Source organism: Novosphingobium sp. (assembly GCF_025351285.1).
In the GTDB taxonomy this organism is placed as follows: Bacteria; Pseudomonadota; Alphaproteobacteria; order Sphingomonadales; family Sphingomonadaceae; genus Novosphingobium.
Window position 1 is genome coordinate 1 of record NZ_JANXWG010000089.1, and the last position, 15,377, is coordinate 15,377.

Consider the following 15,377-nt stretch of genomic DNA (forward strand, 5'->3'; position numbering starts at 1 on the left):
GCCGCCGCGACAGCCCGCTGCTCAGCGCAATCCGCACCGCCTCACGCTTGAAATCTTCTGTATGCTTCTTCATCTCATCGGTCTCCTTGATCGAGTGTTAAACTCTCAAGTGACCGGCGCAAAACCGTTACAAGTCCAGCCCGCGCTGGACCGTTGAGGTAGATGATCTTCGGACCGGTCTTGCTGTCGGGCAGCATCAATCGGGGAGGCTGCACCCATTCCCAGCGCAGATTGAGGACCTCACTGCGCCGTGCGCCGGTGTAGATCAGCAGGCGAATTGCCTGGACGGCGATGGGATGGGATTCCTCAAACCCCCGGAGGATCGACGAGAGGCGAGCGAACTCTCGTGCGCTCAGATAGCGCTCCATAGGCTTGCGCTTGTAGCGCGGGGTTCCTCTGCACGGGTTCGAATTGCGCGGCCTGAGTTCCAACTGCTCGGCATAGGTCATCATCACCGACATGATCGGTATCGACCGGTTGAAGCTGCCGCTGCGCCTTGCCCAGCTGTCGCGCCAGCGCAGGATGTCAGCCTTGCGTATTGCTTCGACAGGAGTGTCGCCGAAGATCGCGACAAGATACTTGAAGATGACGAAGCGGTTGCTCTTGCAGGTAGAGGGCTTCCAGTGCCGCGAATAGTCCTCCCAGAAGCGCGGGGCGTAGTCGCGGAACAACATCGCATCCTTGCTCGCGAATATCCCGGGTATGGGCTCAACGGGCAGCCCGTCGAGCGCCACCGACGCAAGCTTCGCGCGCGCCAGTTTACGCGCCTCTCTTGCGCACATTGCCGGCGCGTGGCCGAGCGTCACCCGCCTCTGCCGCCCGCGCTGGCGATACTGGACGAACCAGGTCTTCGCCCCACCCGCGAAGACCCGCAGGCCAAATCCCGGCAATTCGTTATCCCAGTAAAAGCATTCCCATCCCGGCGCCTTGCGACGAGCTATGTTGCCATCGAGCCGGACGCTCTCACTACTCGCGGCACTGTCGCGATGACGACGATTCGATGTGGGCGATTCGCGCCCCACGAGCGTCATCACATAGCCATTCTTTGACATCGATCTTGCTCCCTCTATGAGGGAACAAATCAGCCACCTTTCAATGGTTTATTTTCCATTATTGCGCCTTGGCGCGTAGGGTGTGCTCAACGTAGAATCGGCGGTGGAAGACCGGGCCCCGCAAATTGCGAGGCCCGGAAACCCCGTTCAGCCGTTGAGCTTGTCTTTCACCGCCTTGGCAGGCGCAAATGTCAGCTTCTTCGATGCCGCGATTTGGATCGTGGCGCCGGTCGACGGATTGCGGCCTTCGCGGGCGGCCGTAGCCTTCACTTTGAACTTGCCGAAACCATTGAGCGAGATCTCGTCCCCCTTGGCGGCGGCATCGGCGATAGCCGAGCACACCGCATCGACGAGCTTGCGGGCATCAGCCTTGGTGAGGTTGTGGTCGGCGGCGATTACATCGGCCAGATCGGCATTGTTCATGAACTTGGACCTTTCGGATTATCAGGACGCGCCGCTTAGCCGAGAATGCGCAGGAATTCCAAGCCCCCCAGACGGATCAGAATAATTGACCAAGGACCACGGCAACATCGCCGACTGGCACAAACAGCCGCGTTCGATCACGCGGCGGCCGAGGCTGACGCTCAGCGAATGGGAACAGCCGGCCAGCTTTGAAAACATTCAATTAAATCAAAGGCCGGTGGTGGACAGGGGTTCCTCTATACTATGCTTCGCAGTGAACCGCTGGCATCCGATCATTCCCCAGAAATGCAGGCTTTAGCGATCTTTCCCGGTGTCGCTCATTCGCATTCGTTCGCTTGCGTTCCCATAAAACCGCGCTATTATCGGGGAACGGTTTAGGGAACCATCCCGCGCATCATGCCAGCCGCAAGTTCGAATCTCGGGAAAAGAACCGAACATGCCCAAGAAGCTCAGCAATGCCCTCACCCACGTGACGGTGAAGAACGCGAAGCCCGGTCGATATGCCGATGGTGGCGGGTTGCAGTTGCTGGTGAAGGACACCGGCGCGCGGTCCTGGGTCTATCGGTTCATGCTCAAAGGCCGGTCGCGAGACATTGGCTTAGGCCCGGCCGCAGGACCGGGCGCGGTTTCGCTGACCAAGGCGCGCGATCTGGCGGACGATCTGCGGCGGCTGGTCAAGGCTGGCATCGATCCGCTGCAACAGCGCGACCAGCAAGCTGCGGACGAAGCAGCGGCAACGCAGCTTGCAGCAATTGCCGGCATCACATTCAAGGCATCGGCTGAGGCCTATATCGCCGCGCACGAGTCCGGCTGGCGCAATGACAAGCATCGGTATCAGTGGACCGCTACGCTCAAGTCCTACGTCTATCCTACGATGGGTGACATTCCGGTGCGGGATATTGAAACCTCGCACGTCATGGCCGTTCTGGAGCCGATCTGGCAGGCCAAGCCTGAAACCGCCCGCCGCGTTCGCGGTCGCATTGAAACCGTTCTGGACGCAGCCAAGGCCCGTGGCCATCGGAAGGGCGAGAACCCTGCCCGCTGGCGCGGCCACGTCGATATGATGCTGCCCAAGGCCAAGCGCCTTTCGCGGGGCCATCACAAGGCGCTGCACTATGCCGAGGTTCCCGCTTTCATGGCGGCGCTCAGGGCGCGCGATGCAACCGCTGCATTGGCGCTGGAATTTGCGATCTTGACCGCCGCACGATCGGGCGAAGTGATCGGCGCGACGTGGGGCGAGGTCGATCTTGATGCCGCGATCTGGACTGTGCCGGCCGATCGCATGAAGGCCGGTAAGGTGCACCGCGTCCCGCTCTCGCCCCGCGCGGTGGAGATTTTGCAAGCATCGAAGCAACTGGACAGCGATTACCTTTTCCCCGGCGCTACAAGTGGCAAGCTGTCACCTATGGCCATGACCATGCTGCTGCGGCGCATGAAGGTTGACGCGACACCGCACGGCTTCCGTAGCAGTTTCCGCGACTGGGCGGCGGAATGCTCCAGCTTCGCCAATGAGGTTGCTGAAATGGCGTTAGCGCACGTGGTCGGTAACAAGGTGGAGGCAGCGTATCGTCGCGGCGACCTGTTCGACAAGCGGCGCAAGCTGATGGAGGCTTGGACAACCCGTTGCATGACCATCGATGCGGCCGGCGAAAACGTCACCCCAATTCGCGGCGAAGCAGCCGCCTAAAGTTTCACCGGGCGTGGTGCCCGATGGATGCGGGCCAGCAAAGGGATGGAAGCCCGATGCTGGCCCTAACCACAACCGACTGACAAGGAGTCGAGAATATGGCTACCAATCCCATAAGCGGCGTTGCCGCACCCGTCACGCTGCCCGGCACATTTCCGCCCATGCCAGCGGTCGCGCGCATCCTGGCTCGTCACGATCGCCGCAAGCTGGTGGCATTCGTCACCGTGGCGATCGACTTGCTGGACGTGCTGGACGGCGATGGCGATCTTGAGGGCGAATGCAGCGAGGACGAGGTTTCGCGCTGCACTGACATTGGCCGTGCGGTGGAAGGTGACGGGGCCGGTTGCGACATTTCCGACGCTGGCGAGAACGCTTGGCTCGAATGGACCACGATGCGCGGCAGCCAGAAGCGCGGGCCGAATATCGCCGGGCACGAGGACGACGAGGACGACGGCGACGCTGGCGATCACAGCGCCAGTGAGGACGATTGCCCCGGCATTGGGACGCGGGCGCTTCAGAGGCTTCACAGCGCCCCTGGCTGCAAGATTGGCGACCCTGGCGGGTGTGAGCATGACGGACGCGAGCCCGACCATGACGCCGAGGCTGAGCAAATGCCGGGCGACGTGCCAGCGCCGCACGTCTATTCGCTCGACCACAATCTGTTCAACGATCAGCGGACCTTGCTGGCCCGGCCGGGTCCTGGTGGTTCCGTATATTTCAAAGTGGGCGATCAAACGTGGCGGGGAATGCCGGTTTGAGGCACTGACAAAACTGACAAAAGCCCCCATACCATCGGGCGGGGATAGGCTGGCCAGCCGATAAGCGCGCATCCCACGCGCTTCCCCGTCACCCCTTGGGAACCGCTTGGGAGGCGGCATGCGTGGAGGATTAAGAGCCAATTCTGGTCGTCCGGGTCTGCTTACTGCGTTGCAGCGGTTGGCAATTGGAATTGAGTGCGAGGCTGAATTTGACGCAGTTGCGATGAGGAATCAGGCAGCCGCCGTGGAGCGCATCATTGCCCAAAGTGATTATAGGGCAGTGATCGGTAATCTCGACTATATCCCGGTCTCGAAGCGTGCAGCATGGCTGAGGTCCGAAAGTTGTGATGCCCATCGCGCCGATGTCGAGGAAGAGTGCCACGCAATTGCGGGGACCAGCCCTAGCGAGGGCGGGCCGGCGTCGCGAAACATCAGCGTTCCCTTGCGACGCCCCCAAGGCGTCAGACGTGCCATAATCGCCGCAATCGCAACGCAGTGGACGGAGAAGATGGGCAAGAATGTCAGTCGATCCACCGTTACGCGGTGTTGGGAGGAAGCCCGGTTAATGCTGAAGCGGATCGCGGACGAAGAAGCGCGCGAGCCGCCTCTTTGAATTTTGGGTAAACCAACCGGAGCGCACTCGTACATGGTCTAAATAGTCATCCGCCCCCGTTCGCAAAGACAACCGCGAACGAGATGGGCGGAGTAAATATCGATGACGAAGTTAGCCCTTTCTCGCAAGGACACCTGCGAGGCCCTTAGCATTGGCGTTACCAAGCTTCACGAACTGATCAACGCCGGCACGCTCGAAACCTTCAAGATCGGGCGGAAAACGCTCGTGAAGCGCGAGAGCATCGACCGCTTGATCGCAGGGGAGGCATAAGGCCATGCCCCACACATGCGAAACGCCGGCTGGCACCGGCGCGTCGCGGAATAGCTGTCTAGGCCCGTTCCGTGACCCCTTTAGCCCGATCGCCCTTCAATCTCAATTCCTGATCGCAGCGCACCGCGTGCGGCCTGAAATGGCTTCGACGGTGGCGGCGCTTGCGTTTGGCGGGGTGGCGTCATGACCGATAGGCCCATGCTGTTCGACATTGGCGCTGTCCACGATTTTCACGGGCAGACCTACACGGCCACCGGGCGCTTTGAGCGCGCGCGCCGTGACGGGACGATCGCCACAATCCTGATCTGGCGGTCGCCGTGCGCGACGTGCGGTGTGCCTTTCACGGTGACCACGCCCGCGACCTCGTCAAAGTTTCAACCGAACCGGCGCTGCCAAAAGCACAAGCGGCCCGGTCAACGCGTGAAAGGGGCGACGAAATGATTGTCGCGGCGGACCTTCGCGCCATAGCGGCGCACTACGGCGGCAACCTGTCAGGCAAGGAATGTCTGATTCCAACACCTGGACATTCGCGGCGCGATCGGGGCACCGCCATTCGACTGGCACATGGCGCGCCCGATGGCGTGCTGGTGGCCTGCTACAATGGCGGGCGCGATGAGGCGCTGGCCGTCAAGGATATGCTCCGCCGCGACGGCTTTCTGCCCGCGCGTGGCGACTACCGCCCCCGCCAACTGACACCGGCCGAACGGCTTGCAATTCGGCGGGCCGAGGCCGAGCGGGAAAAGGAAAAGGCAGAGGCGCGCGCCAAAGCGGCCGAGAATGCCCGCCAGAGACTCGCTGGGGCGCGTCCAGCCGAAACGGGGCATCCTTACCTGGTCCGCAAGCGCATCGCGCCAGAGGGACTCTGGCAGGGACGTGACGCCTTTGGAGCAATCGACGCCTTGCTGGTGCCCATGCGCGACCTCGATGGCCTGGTCTGGAATCTGCAGAGCATCGTCGCCGGCCGGGCCAAAGAAAAGCTCTATCAGCCCGGCTGTCGCACCAAGGGCTTGTTCTGGGCTGTGGGCGAACCTGTGGACCGGCTGGTGATAGGCGAAGGCGTGGGCACCGTTGCGGCTGTCCGTCGCGCCACTGGCTTGCCGGTTGTCGCGGCGATGACCGCCGGCAACCTGCCGACCGTGGCTGAGACAATCCACGCCAAGCGGCCCGACCTCACCCTGATAATCGCCGCCGATGACGACAAGGCCGGGCATGAAGCCGCCCGCCTCGCTTCGCAACGCACGGGCGCGCTGATCGCGCTGCCGGGAGGAATTTGGAATGGATAACCCGGCCCCCGCTTATTCGCGCCGCGATCATGCCGACTATGAGGATGATGCAATCCGCGACAGCTTCAGCACGGCCAAAGCCCATAGCGTGAAACTGCCGTTTGGGTTTCACCTGTCCGACAAGGGGCTGTTTCAGGATCAAGACGACGACAAGGGGCCGCTGCTGTTGTGCGGGCCCCTGGAGATCGTCGCTGAAACCCGCGACCGGCACAGCACCGCGTGGGGCGTCTTGCTGCGCTGGAACGATAACGACAACCAGCCGCATCAACTGGCAGTAGCGCGCGCCAATCTAGCAGGCGACGGGCGCGAGGTTCGCCAGTTGCTGTTGCATGGCGGGCTGTATGTCGCACCATCGATTAAAGCCCGCAACGCACTCCAGACGTTTCTGGCTTCGGTCAAGATCGACCGGCGAGCGCGGGCGGTGGCGCGCGTTGGCTGGGCTGACGGGGCGTTCGCATTGCCCGATCGCACGATTGGAATCAGCGGCGGCGACCTCGTTGTTTATCAGGGCGCGGGCACCGTCGACCACGAGTATCGCTCGGCCGGAACGCTGGCCGAATGGCAGGAAGGTGTTGCGCGCCACGGCATCGGCAACACGCGAATCGCCATTGCACTCTGCGCTGGATTTGTGGGGCCTTTGCTGGAAGCCGTGGGCGGAGAAGGTGGCGGCATTCACCTGCGTGGGCAGTCCTCGATCGGCAAATCGACCGCGTTGCTGGCGGCGGCGAGTATCTGGGGTTCACCATCATTCGTGCGGCAGTGGCGCGCCACGGCAAACGGGCTGGAAGGCATTGCCGAGCAAGCCAACGAAACCCTGCTGATCCTGGACGAACTTGCGCAACTCGACGCCAAGGAAGCCGGAAGCATCGCCTACATGCTGGCCAATGGTTGCGGAAAATCCCGCGCCTCGCAAACCGGTGATGCTCGGGCCGCGCGGCGTTGGCTTACGTTCTTCCTGTCATCTGGCGAGATCAGCCTGGCCGAGCACGCGCGATCGGATGGGCGCGGGCGGCGGTCCGCCGCTGGCCAAGAGGTTCGCATTCTCGACATCGAAGCCGATGCAGGCAAGGGCTTTGGTTTGTTCGACAGCCTGGGCGGGCTCGCAAATGGCGATGCCTTGGCGCGTTCGATCAAGGGCGCGGCGGCGGAACACTACGGCATAGCTGGTCCCGAATTTGTCGAACGCCTGATTGGCGAACGTGAAGCACAGGCCCGCCTGATACGGCAAGGCATCGATCGTTTCGCCAATGACTGCCAGCCCGCCGACGCATCGGGACAGGTGGCGCGGGCTTGTCGCAGGTTCGGTTTGATCGCCATGGCAGGCGAGATCGCAACGGGCCTTGGCATTCTGCCTTGGGCTCCGGGGGAAGCGACCGGCGCGGCGAAAGCGATCTTCGCTAGCTGGTTGTTAGGTCGCGGCGGTGCGGGTGCTGCCGAGGACGGCGCGGCAATCGAGCAAATAGCCGAATTTCTGACAGCTCATGGCGCGGCTCGCTTTCAGCCGATCGACGGCGATGGGCCAGTGGTCATTCACAACCGCGCCGGTTTCTGGCGGCTCGATCCGATGGGGCGGCGGGAATATCTGATACCGGCAACAATCTGGAAAGCGGAAGTCTGCCGGGGCTTGAACGTCAAGGCCGTTAGCGCGCTGTTGCTGGAGCGTCGCCACCTTTTCCCCGATAATGCGGGTAAGGCGTCCGTGAGCGTGGCGTTGCCGGGCATGGGCAAGACGCGATGCTACATCGTGCAGCAATCCATCTTTGGTGGCGACGATGCTTGATTGGCTCGACCGCATACCGAATTTGGGTGTTCCCGGTGTTCCCGGTGTTCCGTCGCGGTTTTCTGCGGGTTTGCACGGAACACCTGAGATTGCGCCCGGTGTTCCTGGTGTTCCGGAACACCTGAGCGGAACACCGGGAACACCTGCGAGAACACCTGCTGTCGCGCGTAACTCGCTAAAACATATAGAAGAACACCGGGAACACCGGGAACATCGCGAAAAGGGTGATCCCGCCGCGTGGCACACAGCGCTTGCCGAATTGGACCCCAGCCGCCCGCCCACTGGCATTGATCCCGACTGGTGGCGCACTTTGCTTGCGGACGCCCTGTGGCTGGCGCGGAACCACGCCGAGATGGCCGCTGCGATCAGCTGGACCGCAAGCGACCTGTTCGGCATCCGGCCGCACTTCGGCCCCGGAGAGGGCACCGTTGCCGATCGCCTGGACGGCGCGCGCCGGCTCGCCTTCACGTCCGGCGTTGCGCACTGGCAGGGCGACGATGGCGAGGGCTGGCTGTGGAGGCGCACGCTGGAGCCAATGCCGCTGATATGGGAGGCCCCGCTATGACGACGAATTGGCAAACCCGGCGCATTGTTTTACCCCTATTCGGAGAGTGCCGCCTTAAGCTGGAGGCGCTCGACAGCAAGCCAGCGTTCCCCGTCGCCTACGTCCAGTTGCAGGACCAGCCAGACAACCTCAAAAGCGCCGTTTGGCGTGCGGGGGAATGGCGCACGCGCGGCGGCCGTCCCTTCCGCGCCGCTGTGGTGGGCTGGTATTCGATCGTGAGGCCCGATGGCTCGCCCGTTTTCTGATCAGCCCTTGCCGGACGATGGGCGGGTGGAGCCGGAAAAGCTCGACGTAACGGTGAAGCCCAAGCGCAAACGGCGGGCGCGCAATCGTCCCGATCCGCACCCCGAATTGGTAAAGGGCGAAAGCAAGGCTGTCGATCGTGCCCTTGCTCGCCCGATCCCGCCGGGCATCATCTTGGAACCAGCCGGATTCGACAAAGAGCACTGGACCTCGCCGCACAACGATCCGGGCTTGTGGCAACTGCAACTGGCCGACGCGTTCGGCACGCGGTCGGCGTCCGTGATCGCAATGTTTCTGGCCCAACTTCAATCGCTCGTGGGCGAAAGCCATTGGGACGACGAGGCTCAACAATGGCGGCTAGATGAAAACGAATATTCTGCCGCGTTGGCGCTGGTCAACTCGGTAAAGCCGCGCAACGAGTTGGAGGCCGCACTTGCCGCCCAAATGGTCGCGATCCACTTGCTGACGATGAAGGTCGCGGCGCGCGCGATCAAATACGATTACGACACGCGCACCGCTGCCACGGCGGCAAAGCTAGCCCGGACATTCGCGATGCAGATGGATTCCCTTCGCGCGAACCGCACCAAGAACACGACCGCGCGCCAATCGATCAAGGTCCGCAAGGAAACGCACCAGCACATCCACTACCATAGGGGGGATGATAAAAATGGAAGCCAAGCCCAAGGACGGGCGACCCGCGCTATTGACGAATGCACCGCTCTGCCAAGCCCGAACGAGAGCGGGCGGGTTGTGTCGCTGCCCAGCCGTGAAGGGCAAGGCTAGATGTCGAATCCATGGGGGAGCAAAAGGCTCAGGGGCCCCCTCTGGTGAGCGCAATGGCGCGTGGAAGCATGGCGGCAGCACCAACGAGGTCATCGCGCTAAGGCGGGAAGCTGGGCAGCTTATGAAGGCAGTGCGCGATTAGCAGGATCGGTGCCCATCCGTTGAATTGCCATTGCCGTCGCGCCGCTCCTTGTTCGATAAGCTGTCGTTGGAGGTTGGCTATGCGCGATGATTACCGGTTTGATCTGCCACTTAAAAACCCGACAGTCCGCTATTTAAACAGAGGTATGAAAGGCGGCTTTTCCTTTCGTTTTTTGCCCTTGATGCTTGCGCTAGGGGCTTGCTCGCGCGAACCCGAGCCACCGCAGTTTGACTCGATGTCCGAGCAGGACGTTACCAGAATCGTGGAGAATGCGATCGTCGATACGATGGGCGATCCCGGCCAGACCCATAGGCAACGTCGTATCGACTTAGAAGAATCGCGATATTCGCAAGCTGATTTGCAGATTAAGACGATGCATAAATTGTTCAAGGATTGGGATGATTTTGAGAAGAAGCATCCTCGTCACTGGTATGACTGGCTAGGGTTTGATGCGAACCGGAGAATAGGAAGCTATGTGACAATCGGGGTGCTGCGGCTATCCGCCGATGGCGCGCTTGAAAGCGCTTGTCCGATCAACTCCGCTAACGCTACTCGGCAGGGCCGCTATTTAGCCGACGATTCAAGCGTTCAGCAAATAGGGTCTGCCTATGCTATGATTGATCGCGACGTTGCGGAATGCATGAAGAATAGGCGGGAATCGATTAAATCCCTGAAAGAAATGGCCGCGACAAATCCCTAACCCCTGTCCTCAATGTCGCGTTATTCGATAGCCATGCGCTACCTACGACGCGATAAAAGGCTGGTAAGATTGGGGTTGGCCCGGGAATCCCCTGTATTTCACAGGCAATCCATTTGAGCATCTGGAGGTTATCAAGGTGACGTCAGCGAGAACCTCAGTCATTTTATCCCTGATTCTGGCTTTACCGACTTCGGCCCAGGCTCAGGACGCGTCTCCGTTTTCTGCCGAACGGGCGGGAACCCCCCAGTTTCGACAATGCATGGAGGTGCATTCCTCGATGGTCGATGAAGGCAATTGCTTCAACGCAGAGTTGACTCGGCAAGACGCTTTCCTTTCGCTCGACTTCAAGGAAAGCGCACTGCACGCGACAGTGGCGCAGCGGGGTCAACTCATGGCTGCGCAGCGTGCATGGTCAGCCTTTCGCCTTGCAAACTGTCGGGTGCGATTGCTGAATGGCGGCAGCGGATCAGAGATATTTTACCTGGGGTGCATGGTGCGCGAGACCATTACACGGCGCGCGGAACTGGCGACCGCATGGGATTATTGAATCGCTCGCCTCCAAAGTTTCCTCATATTTTTCCATCAGGACAGGCCACGCCTTCCTTGCCGAATCGTTCCGCATTCGTTCTCATGCGAGCATGGGATCGAAGCGCCTCGACTCGATAAGCGACTACAGCCGCCACGGCTTCAACCTTCGCGTTGTTTGCCAAGGGTGCGGGCGAGCAACCGTGCTAGACAGCCTGGCGCTCAGCATGGCCCGATCTAAGGCGGGCAAAAGCCGGGACATGGGCGCGATCGAGCGCAACTTGCGTTGCCGGGCTTGTGGTTCTCGGCGGGTTAAGTGCGGACCGGTGGAATTGCTGCCCGGGGAGTAAGTACGTTTGGATAGTCCTAAAACTATCGGCACAATACGGGAAGCGACCGGCAATTCTGGTTGGCCGGGCAGCAAAGGAGCTATCATGCGAGTGTGGAGTTTGATGGCGCTCTTAGCGTTGGGCGGCTGTGGTTATAGTCTGCAACCGGCGAAGCCAGACGCAGTCCAGCCGAACGGTCGCTGGACAATCGTTCCTCTGGGGACCGTCCCTAATTTCAATCAAGAGCGGAACCCGGCGGTCTGGATACTCGACACACAAACCGGGCGGTTGTCGGTCTGCCAATTGAACTTGGGCGGATGGAACGTGCACTGCATATACAGCGCGGCGAAGCCTCTTAGCGTTTCAGACTGAATATAACGGACGATCGCTCGCCCGCGTTCGCTGCCGGCCGCCCCTAACGTGAAGCAGGTTTAGGGTGCGGTTTTGGGAACAGTCGGCCGGCTTTGAAAAAATATCAATTAAATCAAAGGCTGGTGGTGGACAGGGGTGGATTCGAACCACCGTACGCTCTCGCGGGCAGATTTACAGTCTGCTGCCATTAACCACTCGGCCACCTGTCCATACCAGCTTGTCGGTGGCGGTGCCGAAATCCAGGATTTCGATGCCGCGATTGGCCCCCGCAAAGGGGCCGTCTGGCCGAGAGGCGCTCCATTGGCGAAGCCGCGCGCGCGTGTCAATGCCGGCATTGCGCGTTCCGGGCTTTGAAAACTTGCGCAGGCGCAGTCTGGCTGGCAGGAGCGACCCCGCAGCGGCGGCCATTCCAGCGCAGGCCGCGTTCCGAAACCACCAGCAAAACCAAGGCCAGCCCCATGTCAGCCCGCGATGATCAGATCAGAAAACGCGCCTTGCGCGGGCGCGCCGGGCGAATGCAGGGTGGGCGCGGATCGGGCCGGGCCAGCACGGGCGCGGTGCGGTTGTGGGGCCGCCACGCGGTCGAAGCCGCGCTGACCAATCCTGAACGCACCGCGCGAAAATTGTGGGGCACGCGCGAGGCGATCCAGGAAATGCTCGACGCGAACGACGCCGAACTGCCGACGTCATTGCCGGTCGAATACGCGCAAGCCGCCGATCTGGGCCGGCTGGTTGCGCGCGATGCACCGCACCAGGGGCTGGTGCTCGAATGCGACGCGCTGCCCGACGTGGCGCTCGACGAGATCCTCGAAATTGCCGCCAAGGACGGGGGGGGCCGCGTGCTGGTGCTGCTTGACCAGGTCACCGATCCGCACAATATCGGCGCGGTGCTGCGGTCATGCGCCGCGTTCGGCGCGGCGGCGATGATCACGCAGGACCGGCACGCGCCCCCCGAATCGGGGGTGATCGCCAAGTCCGCTTCGGGTGCGCTCGAAATCGTGCCGTGGGTGCGCGTGGTCAACCTGGCGCGCGCGCTCGAGATGATCGCAGAGGCCGGGTACTGGCGGATCGGGCTCGACGGCGGGGCGAAGGACAGCTTCCCCGGCGCGCTGCCCAGCGGACCGGTTGCCTTGGTGCTCGGCGCCGAGGGTGATGGCCTGCGTCACAACGTGATCCAGCATTGCGATGCTACGGCCAAGCTGCCGATCAGCCGCGCGATCGAAAGCCTCAATGTATCGAATGCCGCGGCGATCGCACTTTATGCCGTGGCGGTGCGACCTGGAGCGTCGGATTGAGATAGATATGGGGGATGCGATGCGAGCGAGGGCCTGGGGATCATTCGTAGTAACCGCCGCAATGGCGATCCTGCTGACGGGGTGCCTGCTGTTGCCGGGCAAGTTCACCAGCGACCTGACGCTGAAGAAGGACGGCAGCTTCGGCTTCACCTACAAGGGCGAGATCTTCGTGCTGGCGCTGTCGCGCATGGCTGCGGGGATGAACGACCAGGCCGCGAACAAGCCGTTCGAAACCAAGGACTGCAAGGACGACGCAACCGATACGGTCCGCCCCTGCAAACCCGACGAAATCGCGCAGCAAAAGCAGGAATGGCAGGACGAGCGTGACGCCGTCAAGGCCAAGGCGACCAAGGACGCCGAAACCGCCAAGGCCATGCTCGGCGGGATCGACCCGACTGATCCGAAAGCCAGCGAACAGTTCGCGCAAAATCTGGCGCGGCAGGCCGGGTGGAAATCGGTGGTGTCGAAAGGCGATGGCCGGTTCGAGGTCGAATATGCGATTGCCGGCCGGCTCGACCACGATTTCACCTTCCCGACGGTGGAACGCATGCCGTTTCTGGTGCCGTTCGTGTCGGTGATCCGCCGCAACGATGGCACCGTGCGGATCGATGCGCCGGCGTTTTCGTCGGGGCAGTCCGCGGGGCCATTGGCCGGCATGGCCGGAATGGCGGGCGCACTGGGCGGCGCTGATACGTCCAAGGCCGACAAGACCGCAACCCCGCCCGGCTTTCCCAGGCTCGACGGCCATTTCACCGTGCACACCGATGGCACGATCCTGGCCAACAACACCGACGAGGGGCCGAAAGCCGAAGCGGGGATGCAAAGGCTGGAATGGCTGGTCAATCCGCAAACCACCGCGCCGCCGACCGCGCTGATCCGCTTCTGAAACCCATCCGAACCATGCGATGACCCCAATTCTGCTGCCGGCATTGCTCCTGCTCGGAGCCGCCGCAACGATCTATTTCGCCTGCGAATTCTTCGTCAACGGGGTCGAATGGCTCGGCCGGCGGTTGTCGGTCGGCAGCACCGCGACCGCGACGATCCTGGCCGCGTTCGGCACCGCGCTGCCCGAAAGCGCGATCACGTTCGTGGCGGTGGCGTTCGGCAAAAGCGACGCGCAGCGCGAACTGGGCGTGGGCGCCGCGCTGGGTGGCCCGCTGGTGCTGGCCACGATTGCCTATGCCACAGTGGGCGCCACGCTGATCTTCAGCCACCAGCACTTGCAGCGCAACCAGGCGGTGCGGCAGGAGTTCAAGCGCCTGAGCCGTGACCAGACCTGGTTCCTCAGCATCTTCGTGGTCAAACTGGCGGTCGGGCTGGTGGCGTTCGCGTACAAGCCCTGGCTCGGGGTGGCGTTCCTGGGTGCCTATGCGCTGTACTTCTGGAAGGAGATGAGCCGCGATGAAAGTGGCGAAGTCGAGGATGAACTCGAACCGCTGTCGTTCGCGCGCAAACGGCCGGGACCACCCCCGCTCGCGCTCGCCGCGCTGCAGACCGGGCTCGCGCTGGTAGTGATCTTTGCTGCATCGCGGCTGTTCGTAAGCCAGCTCGATGCGATCGGGCCGGCTTTGGGAATCGAACCGCAACTGCTCGCGCTGCTGCTCAGCCCCATCGCAACGGAATTGCCTGAAACCATGAACGCGGTGATCTGGGTGCGGCAGGGCAAGCACCGGCTGGCGCTGGCCAACATCAGCGGTTCGATGATGATCCAGGCCACCGTGCCGACCGCGTTCGGCCTGTTCTTTACGCCGTGGCTGCTCGATCGGTCGCTGATCATGGCAGGGGTGGTCACCGCCATCGCGGTGGCGGTGATGCTGGTATCGTTCGCGCGCGGGGTGATTTCGCGCGGGTTCCTGGCGTCGATGGGGCTGTTCTATGGGCTGTTCGCCGCGCTGCTGCTGGTGCTGCACGTCCGGTAAACCGCCCATGAAAAAAGCCGCGCCCGGATGCCAGGCGCGGCTTGATCATTCTGACCGTTCATTCCGACCGATGGCAAGCGATCGCCAGGGGTGCGGAGCGATGGGGAGAAAAACGCCGGTTGCGGCAGAACGCCGCGCGATCAGCGCAAAGGAGGTATCTTAATTCACCGAGTCCTTGAGGCCCTTGCCGGCCTTGAACTTGGGCTGCGACGAGGCCTTGATGGCCATCGGTTCGCCGGTGCGCGGGTTGCGGCCGGTAGACGCCTTGCGCTTGGCCACCGAGAACGTGCCGAAGCCGACAAGGCGAACTTCGTCACCCTTGCCGAGCGCGCCGGTGATGGCGTCGAACACGGCTTCGACGGCCTTGCTGGCATCGCCCTTGGTGAGGCCACTAGCGTCTGCGACAGAGCCGATCAGGTCATTCTTGTTCATTTGCAAACCCCCTACCACTGTCCTGGAAATCCGGACTATTGGGAAAAACGTACATTGGTTGCCTGCGAACGGCACTGAATCGCCGCGCGGGAACGCGGAATTGAGACGAGAAAGCCGGCCTTGTCAAAGGCAAAAGTGGCTGAAGCGCGGGGGTTATCCCAGATTCCACCGCGAATTTCATCCACTTTGGCATCGAAGCCACACCG

The 15,377-nt window shown here is 62.1% G+C and carries 21 protein-coding genes and 1 tRNA gene; 16 read left to right on the forward strand and 6 right to left on the reverse strand.

The window, feature by feature from the left end:
- Positions 1–74: 74 nt before the first annotated feature.
- Together Q0R16_RS10825 and Q0R16_RS10830 are read right to left on the reverse strand one after the other, a co-directional pair.
- Entirely contained in the window at positions 75–1,052 is a 978-nt protein-coding gene (locus tag Q0R16_RS10825; protein WP_295635907.1) for an integrase arm-type DNA-binding domain-containing protein, read from the reverse strand.
- A 147-nt stretch (positions 1,053–1,199) separates the two neighbouring features.
- The gene (locus Q0R16_RS10830) at positions 1,200–1,475 is read right to left on the reverse strand and encodes an HU family DNA-binding protein (protein ID WP_295635908.1); all 276 of its coding nucleotides are present in this window, start codon (positions 1,473–1,475) and stop codon (positions 1,200–1,202) included.
- Between the two features lie 85 nt (positions 1,476–1,560).
- Here Q0R16_RS10830 and Q0R16_RS10835 point away from each other — a divergent pair, with 85 nt between their 5' ends.
- The 13 genes from Q0R16_RS10835 (at position 1,561) to Q0R16_RS10890 (ending at position 10,846) form a co-directional block, all read left to right on the forward strand.
- On the forward strand, positions 1,561–1,773 hold the full coding sequence (locus Q0R16_RS10835) for a hypothetical protein (RefSeq protein WP_295635909.1): 213 nt from the start codon (positions 1,561–1,563) through the stop codon (positions 1,771–1,773).
- Positions 1,774–1,911: 138 nt separating this feature from the next.
- Positions 1,912–3,162, forward strand: coding sequence for a site-specific integrase (locus Q0R16_RS10840; RefSeq protein ID WP_295635910.1), 1,251 nt, complete (start codon positions 1,912–1,914; stop codon positions 3,160–3,162).
- Positions 3,163–3,260: 98 nt separating this feature from the next.
- Complete coding sequence (locus tag Q0R16_RS10845) at positions 3,261–3,920, forward strand: hypothetical protein (protein WP_295635911.1); 660 nt, start codon at positions 3,261–3,263, stop codon at positions 3,918–3,920.
- Between the two features lie 715 nt (positions 3,921–4,635).
- Positions 4,636–4,803 (forward strand): helix-turn-helix domain-containing protein, encoded by a 168-nt coding sequence (locus Q0R16_RS10850; RefSeq protein WP_295635912.1) that lies wholly within the window; start codon positions 4,636–4,638, stop codon positions 4,801–4,803.
- Positions 4,804–5,001: 198 nt separating this feature from the next.
- Entirely contained in the window at positions 5,002–5,244 is a 243-nt protein-coding gene (locus tag Q0R16_RS10855; RefSeq protein ID WP_295635913.1) for a hypothetical protein, read from the forward strand.
- A complete protein-coding gene (locus Q0R16_RS10860; RefSeq protein WP_295635914.1) occupies positions 5,241–6,086 on the forward strand; it encodes a toprim domain-containing protein in 846 nt (281 codons plus the stop codon). Before Q0R16_RS10855 ends, Q0R16_RS10860 begins: the two co-directional genes overlap by 4 nt.
- Positions 6,079–7,866 (forward strand): DUF927 domain-containing protein, encoded by a 1,788-nt coding sequence (locus Q0R16_RS10865; protein ID WP_295635915.1) that lies wholly within the window; start codon positions 6,079–6,081, stop codon positions 7,864–7,866. The genes Q0R16_RS10860 and Q0R16_RS10865 overlap by 8 nt, the downstream gene beginning before the upstream one ends.
- A 352-nt stretch (positions 7,867–8,218) precedes the next feature.
- A complete protein-coding gene (locus Q0R16_RS10870) occupies positions 8,219–8,431 on the forward strand; it encodes a hypothetical protein (RefSeq protein WP_295635916.1) in 213 nt (70 codons plus the stop codon).
- Positions 8,428–8,676: a hypothetical protein gene (locus Q0R16_RS10875; RefSeq protein ID WP_295635917.1), complete on the forward strand. Its 249-nt coding sequence runs from the start codon at positions 8,428–8,430 to the stop codon at positions 8,674–8,676. Before Q0R16_RS10870 ends, Q0R16_RS10875 begins: the two co-directional genes overlap by 4 nt.
- Positions 8,657–9,457, forward strand: coding sequence for a hypothetical protein (locus tag Q0R16_RS10880; RefSeq protein ID WP_295635918.1), 801 nt, complete (start codon positions 8,657–8,659; stop codon positions 9,455–9,457). Before Q0R16_RS10875 ends, Q0R16_RS10880 begins: the two co-directional genes overlap by 20 nt.
- Entirely contained in the window at positions 9,342–9,599 is a 258-nt protein-coding gene (locus tag Q0R16_RS19585; RefSeq protein ID WP_366857529.1) for an HGGxSTG domain-containing protein, read from the forward strand. Before Q0R16_RS10880 ends, Q0R16_RS19585 begins: the two co-directional genes overlap by 116 nt.
- A gap of 79 nt (positions 9,600–9,678) precedes the next feature.
- Positions 9,679–10,299, forward strand: a complete 621-nt coding sequence (locus Q0R16_RS10885) for a hypothetical protein (protein ID WP_295635919.1) — start codon at positions 9,679–9,681, stop codon at positions 10,297–10,299.
- A 259-nt stretch (positions 10,300–10,558) separates the two neighbouring features.
- On the forward strand, positions 10,559–10,846 hold the full coding sequence (locus Q0R16_RS10890; protein WP_295635920.1) for a lysozyme inhibitor LprI family protein: 288 nt from the start codon (positions 10,559–10,561) through the stop codon (positions 10,844–10,846).
- Between the two features lie 802 nt (positions 10,847–11,648).
- On the opposite strand, the gene Q0R16_RS10895 is transcribed toward Q0R16_RS10890, so the two are convergent.
- A tRNA-Tyr gene (locus tag Q0R16_RS10895) sits at positions 11,649–11,734 on the reverse strand.
- Positions 11,697–11,933 carry a hypothetical protein gene (locus tag Q0R16_RS10900; RefSeq protein ID WP_295635921.1) on the reverse strand — a complete coding sequence of 79 codons (237 nt, stop codon included), beginning with the start codon at positions 11,931–11,933 and terminating at the stop codon, positions 11,697–11,699. Before Q0R16_RS10900 ends, Q0R16_RS10895 begins: the two co-directional genes overlap by 38 nt.
- A 50-nt stretch (positions 11,934–11,983) precedes the next feature.
- On the opposite strand from Q0R16_RS10900, the gene rlmB reads away from it, so the two are divergent.
- The 3 genes from rlmB to Q0R16_RS10915 are packed head-to-tail and all read left to right on the forward strand — an operon-like array spanning position 11,984 to position 14,739.
- Positions 11,984–12,820, forward strand: a complete 837-nt coding sequence (rlmB, locus tag Q0R16_RS10905; RefSeq protein ID WP_295635922.1) for a 23S rRNA (guanosine(2251)-2'-O)-methyltransferase RlmB — start codon at positions 11,984–11,986, stop codon at positions 12,818–12,820.
- A 19-nt stretch (positions 12,821–12,839) separates the two neighbouring features.
- Complete coding sequence (locus Q0R16_RS10910; protein ID WP_295635923.1) at positions 12,840–13,706, forward strand: hypothetical protein; 867 nt, start codon at positions 12,840–12,842, stop codon at positions 13,704–13,706.
- A gap of 19 nt (positions 13,707–13,725) precedes the next feature.
- Positions 13,726–14,739: a sodium:calcium antiporter gene (locus Q0R16_RS10915; RefSeq protein WP_295635924.1), complete on the forward strand. Its 1,014-nt coding sequence runs from the start codon at positions 13,726–13,728 to the stop codon at positions 14,737–14,739.
- A 159-nt stretch (positions 14,740–14,898) separates the two neighbouring features.
- On the opposite strand, the gene Q0R16_RS10920 is transcribed toward Q0R16_RS10915, so the two are convergent.
- A complete protein-coding gene (locus Q0R16_RS10920; RefSeq protein WP_295635925.1) occupies positions 14,899–15,171 on the reverse strand; it encodes an HU family DNA-binding protein in 273 nt (90 codons plus the stop codon).
- 35 nt (positions 15,172–15,206) lie between these two features.
- Positions 15,207–15,356, reverse strand: a complete 150-nt coding sequence (locus Q0R16_RS10925; protein WP_295635926.1) for a hypothetical protein — start codon at positions 15,354–15,356, stop codon at positions 15,207–15,209.
- Positions 15,357–15,377: the final 21 nt, after the last annotated feature.